The organism is Streptomyces sp. NPDC031274, from assembly GCF_055570235.1.
In genome coordinates, this window is record NZ_JBVIHP010000026.1 from 51,192 (window position 1) to 68,578 (window position 17,387).

At 70.9% G+C, this 17,387-nt stretch carries 15 protein-coding genes; 6 read left to right on the plus strand and 9 right to left on the minus strand.

All coding sequences use genetic code 11. The features are described 5' to 3' along the window. Positions 1 to 31: 31 nt before the first annotated feature. Positions 32 to 961 carry a sigma-70 family RNA polymerase sigma factor gene (locus ACZ5CR_RS33580; RefSeq protein ID WP_468864519.1) on the minus strand — a complete coding sequence of 310 codons (930 nt, stop codon included), beginning with the start codon at positions 959 to 961 and terminating at the stop codon, positions 32 to 34. 87 nt (positions 962 to 1,048) lie between these two features. Between ACZ5CR_RS33580 and ACZ5CR_RS33585 the strand changes: the two genes are divergently transcribed. From ACZ5CR_RS33585 to ACZ5CR_RS33595, 3 genes are all read left to right on the plus strand, one after another. Continuing rightward, positions 1,049 to 2,158 carry an alkene reductase gene (locus ACZ5CR_RS33585; RefSeq protein WP_468864522.1) on the plus strand — a complete coding sequence of 370 codons (1,110 nt, stop codon included), beginning with the start codon at positions 1,049 to 1,051 and terminating at the stop codon, positions 2,156 to 2,158. Between the two features lie 90 nt (positions 2,159 to 2,248). After that, entirely contained in the window at positions 2,249 to 2,596 is a 348-nt protein-coding gene (locus ACZ5CR_RS33590; RefSeq protein ID WP_468864524.1) for an amidohydrolase family protein, read from the plus strand. Between the two features lie 305 nt (positions 2,597 to 2,901). Further along, on the plus strand, positions 2,902 to 4,431 hold the full coding sequence (locus ACZ5CR_RS33595) for a helix-turn-helix domain-containing protein (RefSeq protein ID WP_468864526.1): 1,530 nt from the start codon (positions 2,902 to 2,904) through the stop codon (positions 4,429 to 4,431). A 19-nt stretch (positions 4,432 to 4,450) separates the two neighbouring features. Here the strand turns inward: ACZ5CR_RS33595 and ACZ5CR_RS33600 are convergent, their stop codons facing one another. The 3 genes from ACZ5CR_RS33600 to ACZ5CR_RS33610 are packed head-to-tail and all read right to left on the minus strand — an operon-like array spanning position 4,451 to position 6,940. Further along, positions 4,451 to 5,287, minus strand: a complete 837-nt coding sequence (locus ACZ5CR_RS33600; protein ID WP_468864527.1) for an alpha/beta fold hydrolase — start codon at positions 5,285 to 5,287, stop codon at positions 4,451 to 4,453. A 46-nt stretch (positions 5,288 to 5,333) separates the two neighbouring features. Next, a complete protein-coding gene (locus ACZ5CR_RS33605; protein ID WP_468864529.1) occupies positions 5,334 to 5,732 on the minus strand; it encodes a RidA family protein in 399 nt (132 codons plus the stop codon). Next, positions 5,729 to 6,940, minus strand: coding sequence for an acyl-CoA dehydrogenase family protein (locus ACZ5CR_RS33610; protein ID WP_468864531.1), 1,212 nt, complete (start codon positions 6,938 to 6,940; stop codon positions 5,729 to 5,731). Before ACZ5CR_RS33610 ends, ACZ5CR_RS33605 begins: the two co-directional genes overlap by 4 nt. Before the next feature lie 103 nt (positions 6,941 to 7,043). Here ACZ5CR_RS33610 and ACZ5CR_RS33615 point away from each other — a divergent pair, with 103 nt between their 5' ends. Both ACZ5CR_RS33615 and ACZ5CR_RS33620 read left to right on the plus strand, forming a co-directional pair. Continuing rightward, a complete protein-coding gene (locus ACZ5CR_RS33615) occupies positions 7,044 to 8,699 on the plus strand; it encodes an AMP-binding protein (RefSeq protein WP_468864533.1) in 1,656 nt (551 codons plus the stop codon). Between the two features lie 4 nt (positions 8,700 to 8,703). Then, the gene (locus ACZ5CR_RS33620; RefSeq protein WP_468864536.1) at positions 8,704 to 9,519 is read left to right on the plus strand and encodes a PaaX family transcriptional regulator; all 816 of its coding nucleotides are present in this window, start codon (positions 8,704 to 8,706) and stop codon (positions 9,517 to 9,519) included. Here the strand turns inward: ACZ5CR_RS33620 and ACZ5CR_RS33625 are convergent. Beyond that, on the minus strand, positions 9,503 to 11,824 hold the full coding sequence (locus ACZ5CR_RS33625; RefSeq protein ID WP_468864669.1) for a bifunctional salicylyl-CoA 5-hydroxylase/oxidoreductase: 2,322 nt from the start codon (positions 11,822 to 11,824) through the stop codon (positions 9,503 to 9,505). The genes ACZ5CR_RS33620 and ACZ5CR_RS33625 overlap by 17 nt on opposite strands. A 20-nt stretch (positions 11,825 to 11,844) precedes the next feature. Continuing rightward, on the minus strand, positions 11,845 to 12,672 hold the full coding sequence (locus tag ACZ5CR_RS33630; protein WP_468864537.1) for an enoyl-CoA hydratase family protein: 828 nt from the start codon (positions 12,670 to 12,672) through the stop codon (positions 11,845 to 11,847). 367 nt (positions 12,673 to 13,039) lie between these two features. On the opposite strand from ACZ5CR_RS33630, the gene ACZ5CR_RS33635 reads away from it, so the two are divergent. Then, on the plus strand, positions 13,040 to 13,456 hold the full coding sequence (locus tag ACZ5CR_RS33635) for an ATP-binding protein (protein WP_468864540.1): 417 nt from the start codon (positions 13,040 to 13,042) through the stop codon (positions 13,454 to 13,456). Here the strand turns inward: ACZ5CR_RS33635 and ACZ5CR_RS33640 are convergent. The 3 genes from ACZ5CR_RS33640 to ACZ5CR_RS33650 form a co-directional block, all read right to left on the minus strand. Then, complete coding sequence (locus tag ACZ5CR_RS33640; RefSeq protein ID WP_468864542.1) at positions 13,437 to 14,873, minus strand: amino acid permease; 1,437 nt, start codon at positions 14,871 to 14,873, stop codon at positions 13,437 to 13,439. The genes ACZ5CR_RS33635 and ACZ5CR_RS33640 overlap by 20 nt on opposite strands. Positions 14,874 to 15,017: 144 nt before the next feature. Continuing rightward, the gene (gene argF, locus ACZ5CR_RS33645; RefSeq protein ID WP_468864545.1) at positions 15,018 to 16,016 is read right to left on the minus strand and encodes an ornithine carbamoyltransferase; all 999 of its coding nucleotides are present in this window, start codon (positions 16,014 to 16,016) and stop codon (positions 15,018 to 15,020) included. A 120-nt stretch (positions 16,017 to 16,136) separates the two neighbouring features. After that, positions 16,137 to 17,360 carry an arginine deiminase gene (locus ACZ5CR_RS33650; RefSeq protein WP_468864547.1) on the minus strand — a complete coding sequence of 408 codons (1,224 nt, stop codon included), beginning with the start codon at positions 17,358 to 17,360 and terminating at the stop codon, positions 16,137 to 16,139. Positions 17,361 to 17,387 lie beyond the last annotated feature (27 nt).

Below are 17,387 nucleotides of genomic sequence, written 5' to 3' on the forward strand. Positions count from 1 at the left end.
GATATCTCGATGTCGAGATAACTCTAGTACATCACCCGCGCGTACGACGAGGCGCGCCAGCCTGCCCGCACGCCGAAGGGAGCACGGAGAACTCCATCGCACGCAACCGCTCCGGCTCGGAAACCACCTCGTAGGCGGCGACCCGCTCGCCATCGACCCTGATCAGAAGGGCGAGGAGCAGTCGTCCGTACGGGGCCACGACCACGCCCACCGTGCCGTTGACGAGCGCGGGCTCCGCGAAGCGGGCGTTGCTCCGAAGGAGCACCGTCTCCTCCGCCACGGCCCGTGCGCCGCGGAGCACCGCGGTGAGGTCGCCGGTGCGCACCACGTCGGGGGCCAGGACGGTGAGCAGCGCTGCCAGGTCGCCGCTGCGGGCTGCCGCGAGGAACGCCTCGACGACACGCCGGTCCCCCGCGAGCCCGGGGTCGGCGAGGGCCTCGGGCGGGGCCTTGACCTTGTGGCGCGCGCGGCTCGCGAGTTTCTTGGTGGCGACCGGGGTGCGCTCCACGACGGGCGCGATCTGATCGAACGGCACGGCGAACAGGTCGTGCAGCACGAAGGCGACCCGCTCGGCGGGACCGAGTGTGTCGAGGACCACGAGCAGCGCCCGGCCCACCGAATCGGCCAGGAGCACTTCCTCCTCCGGGTTCCCGCCGTCGCCGGACTGCGGGAACCGCCCGGGAAACTGCTCGGGGAGGTGCTCGCCTGCCGGTTCCTCGTGACGGCTCGCGGCCGACCGCAGCATGTCAAGGCAGAGGCGGGAGACGACCGTGCGGAGCCAGCCGGTGAGGTTCTCGATCTCGTCGGATCCGGCGTCGGCGGCGGTGCGGCTCAGCCGCAGCCAGGCCTCCTGGACGGCGTCGTCGGCGTCGCTGAGCGAGCCGAGCATGCGGTAGGCGAGGCCGCGCAGATGGCCTCGGTGCGCCTCGAACCGGTCCGCGAGGATCTCCTGCTCGTCCATCGGTCACCTTTCCCCGTCGTACGCCGTCACCTTCGTGTCCCCGGCGCCAGAGCCGCCGTGACAGTAACGCCACGAAGGAGAACCGCCATGCCGACCACCCTGCCCACCACGCTCGACCGACCGCTCCTGGAAGGCACCGCCCTGGGCGAGATCCGGCTGCCCAACCGGGTGGTGATGGCCCCGCTCACCCGGGCCCGCGCCGACAACCCCGGCCTCGTACCGACGGAGCTGCATGCCGCCTACTACGGACAGCGGGCGAGCGCCGGGCTCATCATCACCGAGGGGACCTGGGTCAGCGAACGGGCCATCGGGTTCGTCAACGTCCCCGGCGTCTACAGCGAGGCGCAGGTCGCCGGGTGGCGTCGGGTCACGGATGTCGTTCACGCCCTCGGGGGTCGCATCGTGCAGCAGCTCTGGCACACCGGCGCCACCTCGCACCCCGACCACCTGGGCGGCGCGCTGCCCGCGGGGCCGTCGGCGATCGACCCCCGCGCGAAGACCTTCACCCCCGGCGGCTTCAAGGAGACGCTCACGCCGCGCGAGATGAGCGCCCGCGAGATCGAGGCCACCGTCACCGACTTCCGCGCGGCGGCTGCCAACGCGCGGCGTGCCGGGTTCGACGGCGTCGAGATCGGCGCCCTGGGCGCGTTCCTCTTCGCCCAGTTCCTCAACCCCCGTCTCAACCACCGCGGCGACGCCCACGGGGGTGACCGCGCGGGACGGCGGCGCCTGCTGCTCGACGTCGTCGACGCGGTCACCGCCGAGTGGGAAGGCCGGCGGGTGGGCGTGCGCCTGTCGCCGTACATGGCCGCGACCGACCGCTTCGTGGTCGACGAGGAGCTGCTCGCCGACTACGACGAGCTGGTGGCCGCGCTCGACGACCGTCCCCTCGCCTATCTGCACCTGCGCGGCCCCGACCTCGCGGGGCCTGGCGAGAACCTCGGTGCCGCGGCGTTCGCCCGCTACCGGAAGCGGTTCGCGGGACCGCTGATCGCGAACAACGACTTCGACAGGGACTCCGCGAACGCCCTGATCGAGGCGGGGTCCGCCGACGCCGTCTCCTTCGCCAGGCACTTCGTCGCCAACCCCGATCTGGTCGGCAGGTTCGCCCTGGGGCGCGACCTCGCGGCCGGTGACCCCGCCACGTACTACCAGGGCGGTGCGCAGGGATACGTCGACTATCCGGCGGCGGGCTGAGCACGGGAGGAGTCGCGTACGAGCAGGCCCGCCGGTACGACGCCTGGCCGGGGGCCGTTACTTCGGCGGGCGACCCGCAACACCTGGACCATGGATGCCCTGCTGCCCTGCATCGGCGCCGAACGTCACCGCCGGCAGTACCCGGCGCGCAGCCTGGAGAGGCACGGGGCGCGGTTCTCCGGTGGCTCGGACTGGCCTGTCGATCCGCTCCAGGTGTGGAACCAGGTGCGGACCGCCGTCGACCGGTTCGGGGCCGGGGGCGAGGGCGATCCGTACCGCGAGCAGGAGGGCCTCAGTCGCTCGTCCGCCCTGCTCATGCACACCCTCGGCACGGCGCGTCAGCTCCGTACGGACCACCTCACCGGAACCGTCGAAACGGGGAAAGTCGGCCGATCTGGTGCTGCTCGACCGCGATGTGACGCGGTGTCCGGTGGCTGATATCAGCTCTGCCGAAGTGCGGCTGACGTTGACCGGAGGCACAGTGGTGCATGACGCCGACTCGTCGGCCGGGCGCGCTGCCGCCGCCCGGGTGACGCGCGCGGCGGCCGGACCGCGGCCCGCGGTGCAGGCCGCGGTGCACGGCGGACGGCACGCCTCGTGCGGTTGCGGCTGACCCGGCGCGGTGGAGTGACGTACGGAGAAAACGTAAAAGACGTACAGGAACTTCCGTGCCGAACCGGTCATTTCACGTATGGCCTACCCCAGCGCAGGCGTCATCTCATATCTGAGATAACCTGCACAACATGGCAGACGATTACCTCGTACGTATCGGCAAGCTCATCCGCGACGCCCGACAGCACAGGGGCTGGACGCAGTCGCAACTCGCCGAGGCGCTCAACACAAGTCAGAGCGCCGTGAACCGCATCGAGCGCGGCAATCAGAACATCAGCCTTGAGATGATCGCGCGTATCGGCGAAGCGCTGGACAGCGAGATCGTCTCCCTCGGGTATGCCGGGCCGATGCATCTGCGCGTGGTCGGCGGGCGGCGGCTCTCCGGCTCCATCGACGTCAAGACGAGCAAGAACGCCTGCGTGGCGCTGCTCTGCGCCTCCCTGCTCAACAAGGGGCGCACGGTGCTGCGCCGCGTGGCGCGCATCGAGGAGGTCTACCGCCTCCTCGAAGTCCTGAACTCGATCGGCGTGCGCACCCGCTGGATCAACGACGGGGTGGACCTGGAGATCGTGCCGCCCGCCCAGCTCGACATGGAGGCGATCGACGCGGAGGCCGCGATCCGGACCCGCTCGATCATCATGTTCCTCGGCCCGCTGCTGCACCGCATGGACCGCTTCAACCTGCCCTACGCGGGCGGTTGCGACCTCGGCACCCGCACGATCGAGCCGCACATGATCGCGCTGCGCCGCTTCGGGCTCGACATCGCCGCGACCGAGGGGCTCTACCACGCCGAGGTCGCGCGAGACGTCGTCCCCGACCGCCCGATCGTGCTGACCGAGCGCGGCGACACCGTGACCGAGAACGCCCTCCTCGCCGCGGCCCGCAGCGACTGCACGACCGTCATCCGCAACGCCTCGTCGAACTACATGGTCCAGGACCTGTGCTTCTTCCTGGAGGCGCTCGGCGTGAAGGTCGAGGGCATCGGCACGACGACCCTCACCGTGCACGGCGTCCCGACCATCGACGTCGACGTCGACTACTCCCCCTCCGAGGACCCGGTCGAGGCGATGAGCCTGCTCGCCGCGGCCGTCGTCACGGAGTCCGAGCTGACGGTCAACCGCGTCCCGATCGAGTTCCTGGAGATCGAGCTCGCGGTCCTGGAGGAGATGGGCCTCGACCACGACCGCACGCCGGAGTACTTCGCGGACAACGGCCGTACGCGCCTGATCGACCTCACCGTCCGGCCCTCCAAGCTGGAGGCGCCGATCGACAAGATCCACCCGATGCCGTTCCCCGGCCTGAACATCGACAACGTCCCCTTCTTCGCGGCCATCGCGGCGGCGGCGCAGGGCAAGACGCTGATCCACGACTGGGTCTACGACAACCGCGCGATCTATCTGACCGACCTGAACCGCCTCGGCGGGCGCCTCCAACTCCTCGACCCGCACCGGGTCCTGGTGGAGGGCCCGACCCGCTGGCGCGCCGCCGAGATGATGTGCCCGCCCGCACTGCGGCCCGCCGTGGTCGTGCTGCTCGCGATGATGGCGGCCGAGGGCACGTCCGTCCTGCGCAATGTGTACGTGATCAATCGCGGGTACGAGGAGCTGGCCGAGCGGCTCAACTCCGTGGGCGCGCAGATCGAGACGTTCCGGGACATCTAGGAGTTCGTGGGCCGTTCGCCTACGTGGCCCTCACGAACTCGCGGATCGCCTCGGCCAGCGCGTCGGGGCGGTCCAGCGGGATCAGGGTGCGGCAGTCGTCCAGTTCCACCAGGCGGCTCTTGGGGAGCAACTCGGCGAACCTGCGGCCGTGTTCGAGGGGCATCATCTTGTCCTGCCTGCCCCAGACGATCAGGGCAGGACTGTCGTAGGTGCGCAGGGCCTCCGCCGCCTCCCGCATCTCCGTCCTGCGGGCGGAGCGGAGGTAACGGACCAGGACCTGACGGGCCTGGGGATCGGTGCGCAGGGGTTCGAGCCAGCGGTCCGTCAGATCGTGCGGGACGGGGCGGTGGGCCATGACCGCGAACCCCGTGCCCGGGACGCGGCGCAGGGCGCGTACGGACAGGACGCGGATCAGGAGTGCGATGCCGCCGGGGACGCGCGCGGCGGCGTCCATCATCTTGCCGCCCGCGCGCGGCGGGTAGTTGTCGAAGGCCTCGCAGCCCGCGATGACCATGCGGCCGACGCGCTCGGGGCGTTCGGCGGCCAGTTGCTGGAGCCGCCCGGCGTCGTTCTCGACGAAGACCGCGTCGCCGCCGAGACCCAGCGCGTCGGCGAACTCACCGATCAGCCGGGCCATGGTCGCCGGCGTCAGCTCGGCACCCTGCTTCAGCGGCACGCGATGGCTGCCGTACGGAAGCGTCGGCACCAGGCAGCGGAAGTCCTCGCCCAGTTCCTCCACGACGTGGCGCCATACGCTGCCGTCCTGGACGGGGCCGTGCAGCAGGACGATCGGCGTGCCCGCGCCTCCCGTGTCCTCGTACTCGACGGGTCCTGCGGTGAGTTCGATCCGTGCCATGGCCGCCCCGTTCCCTAGCCTGATCTTCGGCCCGACGTTATGCGGCTCAGTCGAGGACCGCCACCCCGTCCAGCTCGACCAGGCACTGCTCGTCCCAGAGGCGGACCGCGCCGATCACCGCCATCGCGGGGTAGTCACGGCCCGCCAACTTCTTCCAGATGCGGCCCAGTTGTGCCGCCTGGCTGCGGTAGTCGGCGACGTCCGTGGCGTAGACGGTGACGCGGGCGAGGTCGGCGGGGGTGCCGCCCGCGTGGCGCAGGGCGGTGAGGAGGTTGGTCAGCGCCAGCTCGAACTGCTCGGGCAGGGTGGTGCCGGTGACCTTGCCCTCGACGTCGAGGGCGGTCTGGCCCGCGAGGAAGACGAGACGGCCGCCCGTCGCGGTGACGGCGTGCGAGAAGCCGGTGGGCGGGGAGAGTTCGACGGGGTTGACGCGTTCGATGCTCATGCGGAGGGCTCCTCATGGGGCGCGGGATGCGGTGCGGTCCGTGCTGCGTACAACTCCTTTGCGATAATGGTCCGTTGGACCTCGCTCGCACCCTCGTAGATGCGGGGCGCCCGCACCTCCCGGTAGAGGTGCTCAAGGAGATGGCCTCGCTGCAAGGCGCGCGCACCGTGCAGCTGGACCGCGGCGTCCACGACGTACTGTGCCGTCTCGGTGGCGATCAGCTTGGCCATGGCGGCGCGTCGGGCGATGTCCGGTTCGCCGCGGTCGTACGCCGCCGCTGCCGCGTGCACCATGAGGCGGGCCGCCTCCGTGCGCGTCGCCATCTCCGCGACCTGGTGCGCCACCGCCTGGAGGTCCTTCAACTTGCCGCCGAACGCGTCCCGTTCGGCTGTGTGCGCGAGTGTCGCGTCGAGTGCCGCGCCCGCCATGCCGACCGCGAAGGCGCCGACGCTGGGGCGGAAGCGGTTGAGGGTGGTCATGGCGACGCGGAAGCCGCGGTCTGCTTCGCCGAGCATGTCGTCGCCGGTGACGGTCACACCGTCGAAGGCGAGGGCACCGATCGGGTGGGGGGAGAGCATGTCCAGGGGCGTGCCGGTGAGGCCCGCGCGGTCGGCGGGCACGAGGAAGGCGGTGACGCCGCGGGCGCCGGCGCCAGGGGTCGTACGGGCGAAGACGGTGTAGAAGTCGGCCTCGGGGGCGTTCGAGATCCAGCACTTCTCGCCGGTGAGCCGCCAGGAGGAGGCGCCGTCCGGCACGGCGCTCAGGGCGAGGGCGGCGGCGTCCGAGCCCGCGCCGGGTTCGGAGAGCGCGAAGGCGGCGACGGCGCGCCCCGCGCGGGCGGGGGCCAGCCACTGCTCGCGCTGGCGCGCTGAGCCGAACGCGGCGACGGGGTGCGCCCCGAGCCCTTGCAGCGCGAGCGCGGTCTCGGCCTCCGTGCAGGAGTAGGCGAGGGACTCGCGCAGGAGGCAGAGGCCCATGGCGCCCGAGGTGGCGGGCGGGGCCGGGGACCGTGAGGCGGCGGAGCCGCCCGGCCCCTCCCCCGCGAACAGGCGGTCGAGGAGGCCCAGTTCCCCGAGGGCCTCCACCAGGGGGCGGTTCACGCGGCCCGGCTCGCCCTTCTCCGCCAGCGGGCGCAGCCGCTCGTCGGCGAGGGTGCGTAGCTCCGCACACCAGGCGATTTGTTCTGGATCGAGCGAGAATGCCGTCATGCAGGGCCCCTCCTCTATCGCGCACCGTTGACTGTCGTCACCATCACGATACGCTCGTTGCGCGAGCTCACCACAAGCCCGAACGGCAAGGGGGCGACCCGCTGTGGACGCCAAGAGTGCACTGCGACTCCACCCATCGGCTCACCTCGACACCTTCGCCCGGGATCATCTCCCGCCGCCGGAGCAGTGGCCCGCGTTCGTCCGCGACCGGCCCGAGGTGCATTACGCCGACCGCCTCAACTGCGGCGCCGAGCTCCTCGACCGGACGGTGGAGCGGCACGGCGCCGAGAGAACCGCGTTCCGTGCGGGTTCCGGCGACGCGGGCTCCGGCGAGGTGTGGACGTACGGCGAGCTGCAGCGGCACGTCGACCGGATCGCGCACGTCCTGACCGGCGAACTCGACGTACTGCCGGGACAGCGCGTCCTGCTGCGGGGCCCCACGACGCCCTGGCTCGCGGCCTGCTGGCTGGCGGTGATGAAGGCGGGCGCGGTCGCGGTCACCGTCCTCGCCCAGCAGCGCGCGCACGAGCTGGCCACGATCTGCGAGATCGCCGAGGTCGGCCACGCCCTGTGCGACGCGCGCTCCGTGGACGACCTCATCAAGGCCGGGATCCCGGGGCTGAGCGTCACCACCTTCGGCGGGGACGCGGACGACGACCTCCTCGCGCGCGCCGCCCGGCAGCCCGACGTCTACGAACCCGTCGACACCGCCGCCGACGACGTCGCCCTCATCGCCTTCACGTCCGGCACCACCGGGCGCCCCAAGGGCTGTATGCACTTCCACCGTGACGTGCTCGCCATCGCCGACACCTTCGCGCGCCATGTACTCAAGCCGGTGCCCGACGACGTGTTCGCGGGCAGCCCACCGCTCGGTTTCACCTTCGGGCTCGGCGGACTCGTCATCTTCCCGCTGCGGTTCGGCGCCTCGTCGCTCCTGCTCGAACACGCGGCTCCCAAGCAGCTGTTGCCCGCGATCGCCGAGCACGGCGTGAGCGTGCTCTTCACGGCGCCGACCGCCTACCGCACGATGCTCGACGAGTTGGGCAAGCCGGACGCCTGCGACGTCTCCACGCTGCGGCGGTGCGTCTCCGCCGGGGAGAATCTCTCCGCCCACACCTGGCACGCCTGGCACGAGCGCACCGGGCACCGCATCATCAACGGCATCGGCGCGACCGAGCTGCTCCACATCTTCATCTCCGCCGCCGACGAGGCGATCCGGCCCGGCACCACGGGCCGCCCCGTTCCTGGCTGGCACGCGCGCGTGGTCGACGATTCGGGGGCTCAGCTGCCGGACGGGGAGCCGGGTCTTCTCGCCGTGCGCGGGCCTGTCGGCTGCCGGTATCTGGGCGACGAGCGCCAGCTCCAGTACGTACGCCACGGCTGGAACGTCACCGGCGACACCTACGTCCGCGACGCCGACGGTTACTTCACCTACGTGGCCCGCGCGGACGACATGATCATATCGGCGGGGTACAACATCGCGGGCCCGGAGGTCGAGGAGGCGCTCCTGCGCCACCCCGATGTCCTGGAGACGGCCGTCGTGGGACGCCCCGACGAGCTGCGCGGGCAGGCGGTCGTCGCGTACGTCGTCCCGCGCGCGGGCACCGAACGGGACCCGGAGCGGCTGCGCGCGTTCGTGAAGGGCGAGCTCGTGCCGTACAAGTGTCCGCGCGAGATCGTCTTTCTGGACGCACTGCCGCGCACCGCGACGGGCAAGCTGCAACGGTTCCGGCTGCGGGAGCCGGGGCCCGTAGAGTGATCACGTGTCCGAGCAGCACACTCCACGGTCCCTGATCGTCACCTTCTACGGCGCCTACGGGCGCGCGGCCCCCGGTCCGGTGCCGGTCGCCGGCCTCGTCAGGCTCCTAGCCCCTCTCGGCGTGGACGCCCCGGCCGTGCGCTCGTCCGTGTCCCGGCTCAAGCGGCGCGGGCTTCTCGTACCGGCGCGGACGGCGGCGGGCGCGGCGGGGTACGCCCTGTCGCCGGACGCGCGCCAGCTCCTGGAGGACGGCGACCGGCGCATCTACGCCACTCCCCCGGCCGCACGGCGGGGCGGCGGCTGGGTGCTCGCCGTCTTCTCCGTACCGGAGTCGGAACGCCAGAAGCGGCACCTCCTGCGCTCCCGCCTGGCCGGACTCGGCTTCGGGACGGCGGCACCGGGGGTGTGGATCGCCCCGGCGCACCTCTACGAAGAGACCCGGCACACGCTGGACCGCCTCCAACTCGCCTCGTACGTCGACCTGTTCCGGGGCGAGCACCTGGGCTTCGCGGCGACGGTGGACGCGGTGGCCCGCTGGTGGGACCTGTCCTCGATCGCCAAGGAGCACGAGGCGTTCCTCGACCGGCACGAGCCGGTGCTCCGGGCCTGGCAGGAGCGGACACAGACCCCGCCCGAAGAGGCGTACCGCGACTATCTCCTCGCCCTGGACTCCTGGCGCAGGCTGCCGTACGCGGATCCGGGTCTTCCGGGGGAACTCCTTCCGGAGGGGTGGCCCGGGGACCGGTCCGCCGAGGTGTTCAGGGCGCTTGACGGGCGGCTGCGGGATGCGGGGGCGGGGTTCGTCAACTCCCCAGCTTGAGGCGGGGCTTGGGGGCGTCCGTGCGCCCTGTCTGCGGGCGGCGGCTGCCCGCGCCGTACTGCACCGGCCAGGCGACACCCGGTCCCGCGTAACCCTGCTCGGCCGCCGCGTGCAGCGTCCAGTGCGGGTCGTACAGATGGGGGCGTGCGAGCGCGCACAGGTCCGTGCGGCCCGCCAGGATCAGGGAGTTGACGTCGTCCCAGGAGGAGATGGCGCCGACCGTCAGGACAGGGATGCCGGTTTCGTTGCGGATGCGGTCGGCGAACGGGGTCTGGTAGGAGCGGCCGTACGCGGGGCGCTCGTCGGAGACGACCTGTCCCGTGGAGACGTCGATCGCGTCGGCTCCGTGCGCGGCGAAGGCGCGGGCGGTGTCGACGGCGTCGTCCGCGGTGGTGCCGCCTTCGGCCCAGTCGGTGGCCGAGACGCGGACGGTCATGGGTTTACCGTCGGGCCACAACTCCCTTACCGCGTCGAACACTTCGAGAGGGAAGCGCAGACGGTTCTCCAGACAGCCGCCGTACTCGTCCGTCCTGCGGTTCGTCAGCGGCGAGAGGAACCCGGAGAGCAGATAGCCGTGCGCGCAGTGCAGTTCGAGGAGGTCGAATCCGCCTCGCTCGGCCCGCCGGGCCGCTTCGGTGAACTGTTCACGGATCTCGTCGAGCCCGGCCCGGTCCAGCTCGTGCGGGCGCTGGCTGTTCGCCTTGTACGGGAGGGGCGAGGGCGCCACCAACGGCCAGTTGCCCTCGTCGAGGGGTTCGTCGATGCCCTCCCACATCAGCTTGGTGGAGCCCTTGCGGCCCGAGTGCCCCAGCTGGACGCCGATCGCGGTGCCGGGCGCCTGTGCGTGCACGAAGTCGGTGATCCGCCGCCAGGCGTCGGCCTGTTCGTCGGTGTAGAGCCCGGCGCAGCCCGGCGTGATCCGACCCCTCTCGCTGACGCACACCATCTCGGTCATGACCAGGCCCGCGCCGCCGAGCGCCCGCGCGCCCAGGTGGACGAGGTGGAAGTCGCCGGGGACACCGTCCGTCGCGGAGTACATGTCCATGGGGGACACGACCACGCGGTTGCGCAGGGTGAGGTCGCGCAGCTGGAAGGGCGTGAACATCGGCGGCGTACCGTCCGGGCAGCCGAAGTCGCGTTCGACGGACTCGGTGAAGCGGGCGTCGCGCAGCCGCAGATTGTCGTGGGTGACGCGGCGGCTGCGGGTGAGCAGGTTGAAGGCGAACTGGCGCGGCTGCTGGCCGAGATAGTCGGGAAGCCGCTCGAACCACTCCAGGCTGGCGCGGGCGGCGCGCTGCGTGGACTCGACGACGGGTCGGCGCTCCGTCTCGTACGCGGCGAGGGCCTCGGGGATGCCGGGCTGCTCCTCCAGGCACGCGGCGAGCGCGAGGGCGTCCTCGACGGCGAGCTTGGTGCCGGAACCGATGGAGAAGTGGGCGGTGTGGGCGGCGTCGCCGAGCAGCACCGTATTGCCGTACGACCAGTGCTTGTTGAGGACCGTGCGGAAGTTGATCCAGGAGGACTTGTTTCCGCGCAGGGTGCGGCCGCCGAGCGCGTCGGCGAAGATCTTGGCGCAGCGTTCGGTCGAGTCGCGCTCGTCGAGCTCCGCGAAACCGGCCGCCTCCCAGACCTCTTCACGCATCTCGACGATGACCGTGGACTCGCCGGTGCCCGCGGTGGAGAACGGATAGCCGTGCAGCTGCATCACGCCGTGCTCGGTCTCGGCGATCTCGAAGCGGAAGGCCTCGAAGGCGAAGTCGGCCGCGAGCCAGATGTAGCGGCAGCGGTGCGTCTCGACGCTCGGCCCGAAGGCCTCCGCGTGCGCCTCGCGCGTGAGACTGTGCACGCCGTCCGCCGCGATCACCAGATCGTACGAGGTGGAGAGCTCGGCCGCTGACGGCGCCTCGGCGCAGAAGCGCAGATCGACGCCGAGCTCCCGGCACCGCTCGTGCAGGATGCCGAGCAGCCTGCGCCGCCCGAGCGCCGCGAACCCGTGCCCGCCCGAGGTGTGACGGCTCCCCCGGTGCACGATGTCGATGTCGTCCCAGCGCACGAACTCCGCCTGGAGCGCGGCGTAGACGACGGGGTCGGCGTGCTCGATGCCGCCGAGTGTCTCGTCCGAGAGGACGACTCCGAAGCCGAATGTGTCGTCCGGGGCGTTGCGCTCCCAGACGGTGACCTCGCGCTCCGGGTCGAGCCGCTTGAGGAGGGCGGCGGCGTAGAGCCCGCCGGGGCCGCCGCCGATGACGGCGATGCGGTGTGCGGAGTCGCGCGCCGGGGTGGCCGCGGTCTCGGGGGTGGCCATGGTCGCGGGGGTGGCCATCGTCAGCGCCCCTGCCACTTGGGCGGGCGCTTCTCCGTGAACGCCGCGTGGAATTCCTTGTAGTCCTCGCCGGTCATGAGGAGGGCCTGCGTCGCGGCGTCCAGCTCCACGGCGGCGGCCATCGGCATGTCGAGTTCCGAGGTCAGCAGCGCCTTGGTCTGCGCGTACGCCAGGGCGGGGCCGTCGGCGAGACGGCGCGCGAGGGACTGTGCGGCCTCGGCCGCCTTGCCCTCGTCCGTCAACTCGCTGATCAGGCCGACCCGTTCGGCCTCGGGGGCGCGCACCGGGTCGCCGAGCATCAGGATCCGGGTGGCGTGGCCGAGGCCGACGACGCGGGGCAGGAGGTACGCGGCTCCCATGTCACCGCCCGACAGGCCGACCCGCGTGAAGAGGAAGGAGAACCGCGCCGAGGGATCGGCCACCCGGAAGTCCGCGGCGAGGGCGAGCACCGCGCCCGCGCCCGCGGCCACCCCGTGCACGGCGGCGATCACCGGGAAGGGGCACTCGCGGATGGCCCGCACGACCTGTCCCGTCATGCGGTTGAAGTCGAGCAGCTGCGCGGTGTCCATACCGAGGGTCGCGCCGATGATCTCGTCGACGTCACCGCCCGAGCAGAAGCCGCGCCCCTCTCCGCCGAGCACCAGCGCGCGTACGGACTTGTCGCGGGAGAGTTCGGCCAGGAGATCGCGCAGGTCGGCGTAGGCACCGAAGGTGAGCGCGTTCAGCTTGTCGGGGCGGGCGAGGGTGACCGTGGCGACCCCGTCGTCCACCTCGAAGCGGAGGTGCTGCCAGTCGGGGGTGCGGGGGGCGGAGCCGGTGAAGGGACTCATGACGACGTGCGGCCTCCTCGGTCGGGGCGGCGGCGGTCTGCTTCTCGAAGGTGCCTCGTCGAAGACGCCTCTTCGACGATGTCTCTTCGAAGGTGCCTCTTCGAAGGTGTCGCTGCCTTTTGAAGTTATCACCTGTACGTGACTGTCGTCACGAGTACGCGATACGTCACGACCGTGCGATCACGCGGTCACGCGTTCGCATCAGGGGCCCCTTGAGGGAACGGAAATCCCGACATGCATGTCTTGTCGCCTGAGGCACCCAAGGGCCGGACGTCCCGGAAATGCCCGACCGTCGACCCTGTCGACATAGCGCTTAAGATTCGTACGGTTGAAAGCAGGACCTCCTGCTGCCTTGAACGGACCCGCCTTGCACGAACCTCCCGCTCCAGCCTCGTGGCGCATCGCGCTGCCGCACACCACTGCGGCCGTGCCGATCGCCCGGGCGCTGGTGCGTACCGCACTCACGGAGATCGAGTCGCCCGCCGACAGCGATACCGCTGAGCTGCTCACGGCCGAGCTGGTGGCCAACGCGGTGGAGCACACCTCGGGCAACGACCCGATAGAGCTCGTCATCGAGCTCCTGCCGAGCGGCTGCCAGGTGGAGGTCCACGACTCGAACCCGCTGCCGCCCGGCGATCTCAGCAACCCCGGGCCGATGAACGAGCCGGACCCCTGGCAGGAACACGGCCGCGGCCTGCTCCTGATCCGTACCCTCAGCTCAGCCTGCGGTCACCGCACCACCGGCTCCGGCAAAGCGGTCTGGTTCACGCTCCCCGCGGCGTAGCGCCCGCCGCCTCGGCGAGCCGGGAGTGACGGCGCCCGTACAGCGCGTACACCAGGGCGCCCACGACGAGGAACACGGCGAACTGCACCCACGTCGTCCAGCCCGTGCCCCAGATCAGATAGAGGCAGAAGCCCACGCCGAGGATCGGGCAGACGGGGTAGAACGGCACCCGGAAGGTGCGCTTCAGCTCCGGCGCCGAGCGGCGCAGCGCGAGTACCGCGACATTCACCACGACCATGATCGCCAGCGTGCCGATCGTCGTCAGGTTGACCACCACGTCGAGCGACGAGAAGGCGGCCGGGACGGCGAAGACCGCCGCGACGATCCAGGTGTTGGCGACCGGCGTCGAGGTCCTGGGCGAGACGCGCTCGAAGACGCGCGGGATGAGCCCGTCGCGGGACATCGACATCAGGATGCGGGTCTGCCCGTACATCACGGCCAGTACGACGGACGCGATGGCCACGACAGCGCCGAAGGCGATGATGCCGCCGCCGACCGTCGAGTCGGTGACCTGGTTGACGATCAGCGAGAGCGCCGCGGGCTTGTCGGCGACCGCGTCGGCGCCCAGGGCGCCGATCGCTCCGAGGGCGACAGCGACGTACAGCAGTGTGGCGACGCCGATGCAGATCAGGATGGCGATCGGGATGTTGCGCCGGGGGTTCTTGACCTCTTCGCCCGCCGTGGTGATCGCGTCGAAACCGATGAAGGAGAAGAAGGCGAGCGAGGCGCCCGCGGTGATCCCCGAGACCCCGGCGCCCGCGAAGGGCGTGAGGTTGCCGGCCTTGAACGCGGTGAACGCGATCGCCAGGAAGAGCAGCAGGATCCCGATCTTGAGCACGGCCATGGCGGCCGTCGCCCGCGCGCTCTCGCGGATGCCGCGCACGAGCAGCGTCGCGGCAAGGAGGATCACGACCACGGCGGGCAGGTTCACGACGCCGCCCTCACCGGGGCCGGTGGAGAGCGCGTCGGGCAGGTGCCAGCCGGTGAGGCTTTCGAGCAGCTCGTTCAGGTACTGGCTCCAGCCGACCGCGACGGCGGAGACGGAGACGCCGTACTCCAGGAGCAGGCACCACCCGACGAGGAACGCGGTGCGCTCGCCGAGCGAGGCGTACGCGAAGGAGTACGAGCTGCCGGAGACCGGGATCGCCCCGCCGAGCTCGGCGAACGAGAACGCCGTGAAGATGCAGGTGACGGCGGCGAGGAAGTACGAGACGGCGACCGCGGGGCCCGCCTCGGCGACGCTGTCGGAGAGGCCGACGAAGATGCCGGTGCCGACGATCGCGCCGACGCCGAAGCACACCAGCTGGAACAGGCCCATGGTGCGCTTGAGGCCATGGCCTTCGAGGTCGGCGCCCGATTCGGCGACGAGGAGTTCGGGGGACTTGATGCGGAGTCCTGCCGGACCGGTCGAGCGCATGCGGTGGTTCTCATTTCGGTGGTGCTGGGTGCGGCGAGGGGTGGTGCCGCAACGAAATGGGGCCGGGGGAAGGTGTTCCCCGGCCCCACCAGTGTGAGCTGGTAACGCGTGTGTGGCAGATCGGACGAGGGCGGACGGCCCGCGTCAGGCGAGCGTGGCGACGAGGATCGCCTTGATGGTGTGCAGGCGGTTCTCGGCCTCGTCGAAGACGACGGAGTGCGCCGACTCGAAGACCTCGTCGGTGACCTCGAGAGAGCTTAGACCGTGCTGAGCGTGGATCTCGCGGCCGACCTTCGTGCCCAGGTCGTGGAAGGCCGGGAGGCAGTGCAGGAACTTCACGTCGGCGTTGCCGGTCGCGCGCAGCACGTCCATGGTCACGGCGTACGGAGCGAGGGCGGCTATGCGCTCGTCCCAGACCTCCTTGGGCTCGCCCATGGAGACCCAGACGTCGGTCACGACGAAGTCGGCGCCCGCGACACCCTCGGTGATGTCCTCGCTGAGCGTGATCCGGGCTCCGCTGGTCTCGGCGAGCTCGCGGGCGCGGGCGACGATCTCGGCGGCGGGCCAGTAGGCCTTCGGCGCGACGACGCGTACGTCCATGCCGAGCAGTGCGGCGGTGATCAGGTACGAGTTGCCCATGTTGAAACGGGCGTCACCGAGATACGCGAAGGCGACCTGGGTGAGGGGCTTGGCGCTGTGCTCGGTCATCGTGAGCACGTCGGCGAGCATCTGGGTGGGGTGCCAGTCGTCGGTCAGGCCGTTGTAGACGGGCACGCCCGCGTGGGCGCCGAGCTCCTCGACCGTCGACTGGGCGTCACCGCGGAACTCGATGGCGTCGAACATCCGGCCGAGCACCCGGGCGGTGTCCTTCGGGGACTCCTTGCTGCCTATGTGCGATCCGGCCGGGTCGATGTACGTCGTGGAGGCACCCTGGTCGGCGGCCGCGACCTCGAAGGCGCAGCGCGTCCTTGTGGAGGACTTCTCGAAGATCAGCGCGATGTTCTTGCCGCGCAGACGCTGCTCTTCCGTACCGGCCTTCTTGGCCGCCTTCAGCTCGGCGGCGAGGTCGACCAGGCCGCGGAACTCCTCGGCGGTGAAGTCCAGCTCCTTGAGGAAGTGGCGGCCGGTGAGGTCGATGGCCATGGTGGCACTCCAGGGGTACACGTATAAGGACACTGGAAGTATATACGACGCCCCACATTTCTATACGGCGTCTCGCTGCTCTGTACAGCATCTCGCTGCCCTGTACGGCGTCCGGCTGCTCTATACGGCATCCCGCTGCACCGGACAGCTCATGCAGCGCGGCCCGCCCCTGCCGCGCCCCAGCTCGCTCCCCCGGATCTCGATCACCTCGATGCCCTCCTTGCGCAGGTGCGTGTTCGTCGTCGAGTTCCGTTCGTACGCCACGACGACGCCGGGCTCGACCGCGAGCACGTTGCAGCCGTCGTCCCACTGTTCGCGCTCGGCCGCGTGCACGTCCTGGGTGGCTGTGAGGACCCGGATCCCGCTCAGCCCGAGGGCCGCCGCGATCGCCCGGTGCATGTGCTCGGGCGGGTGGTCGGTGACCTTCAACTCCCGCGCGTCGACGCCTGGTTCGATGGTGTACGAGCGGAGCATGCCCAGGCCCGCGTACTGCGTGAAGGTGTCGGCGTCGACCATCGTCATCACCGTGTCGAGATGCATGAACGCGCGTCTCTTCGGCATGTCCAGGGCCACGATCGTCTGCGCGGAGCCCGCCGCGAAGAGCTTGTGCGCGAGCATCTCGACGGCCTGCGGCGTGGTGCGCTCGCTCATGCCGATGAGGACGGCGCCCCGGCCGATCACCAGGACGTCGCCGCCCTCGATGGTGGAGGGGTAGTCCGCCTGCCCCTGGGACCAGACGTGGAAGCCCTCGGACTTGAAGAGGGGGTGGTGCCGGTAGATCGCCTCGAAGTGCACGGTCTCGCGCTGCCGCGCGGGGCGGCTCATGGCGTTGATGGAGACGCCGTCGTAGATCCAGGCCGAGGTGTCGCGCGTGAAGAGGTGGTTGGGCAGCGGGTCGAGCAGGAAGTCGTCCAGGTCCATGCAGTGGAAGCGCACGGAGGTCGGCTCCGGGTGGCGCTCCAGGAACTCCCGCTTCGTCATCCCGCCGATCAGCGACTCGGCGAGCTCCGCGGAGGGCAGCGTTTCGAACGCCGCCCGCAGATGGTCCGTCGCGAGCGGCCCGTACTCCTTCTCGTCGAAGACCCGGTCAAGAACCAGCAGGCGCGCCCCTGGCACGTCCATGGCCTCGGTCAGCAGGTCGCCGAAGAGGTGGACGGCCACCCCGCGATCGCGCAGCACGTCGGCGAATCCGTCGTGTTCCTGGCGGGCTCTGCGGACCCACAGGACGTCGTCGAAGAGCAACGCGTCCTTGTTGGTCGGCGTGAGCCGCTTGAGCTCCAGATCAGGGCGGTGCAGTATCACGCGGCGCAGCCGCCCGGCCTCGGAGTCGACATGGAATCCCATGGACTCCATCTTTCCCTGGCCGGACGG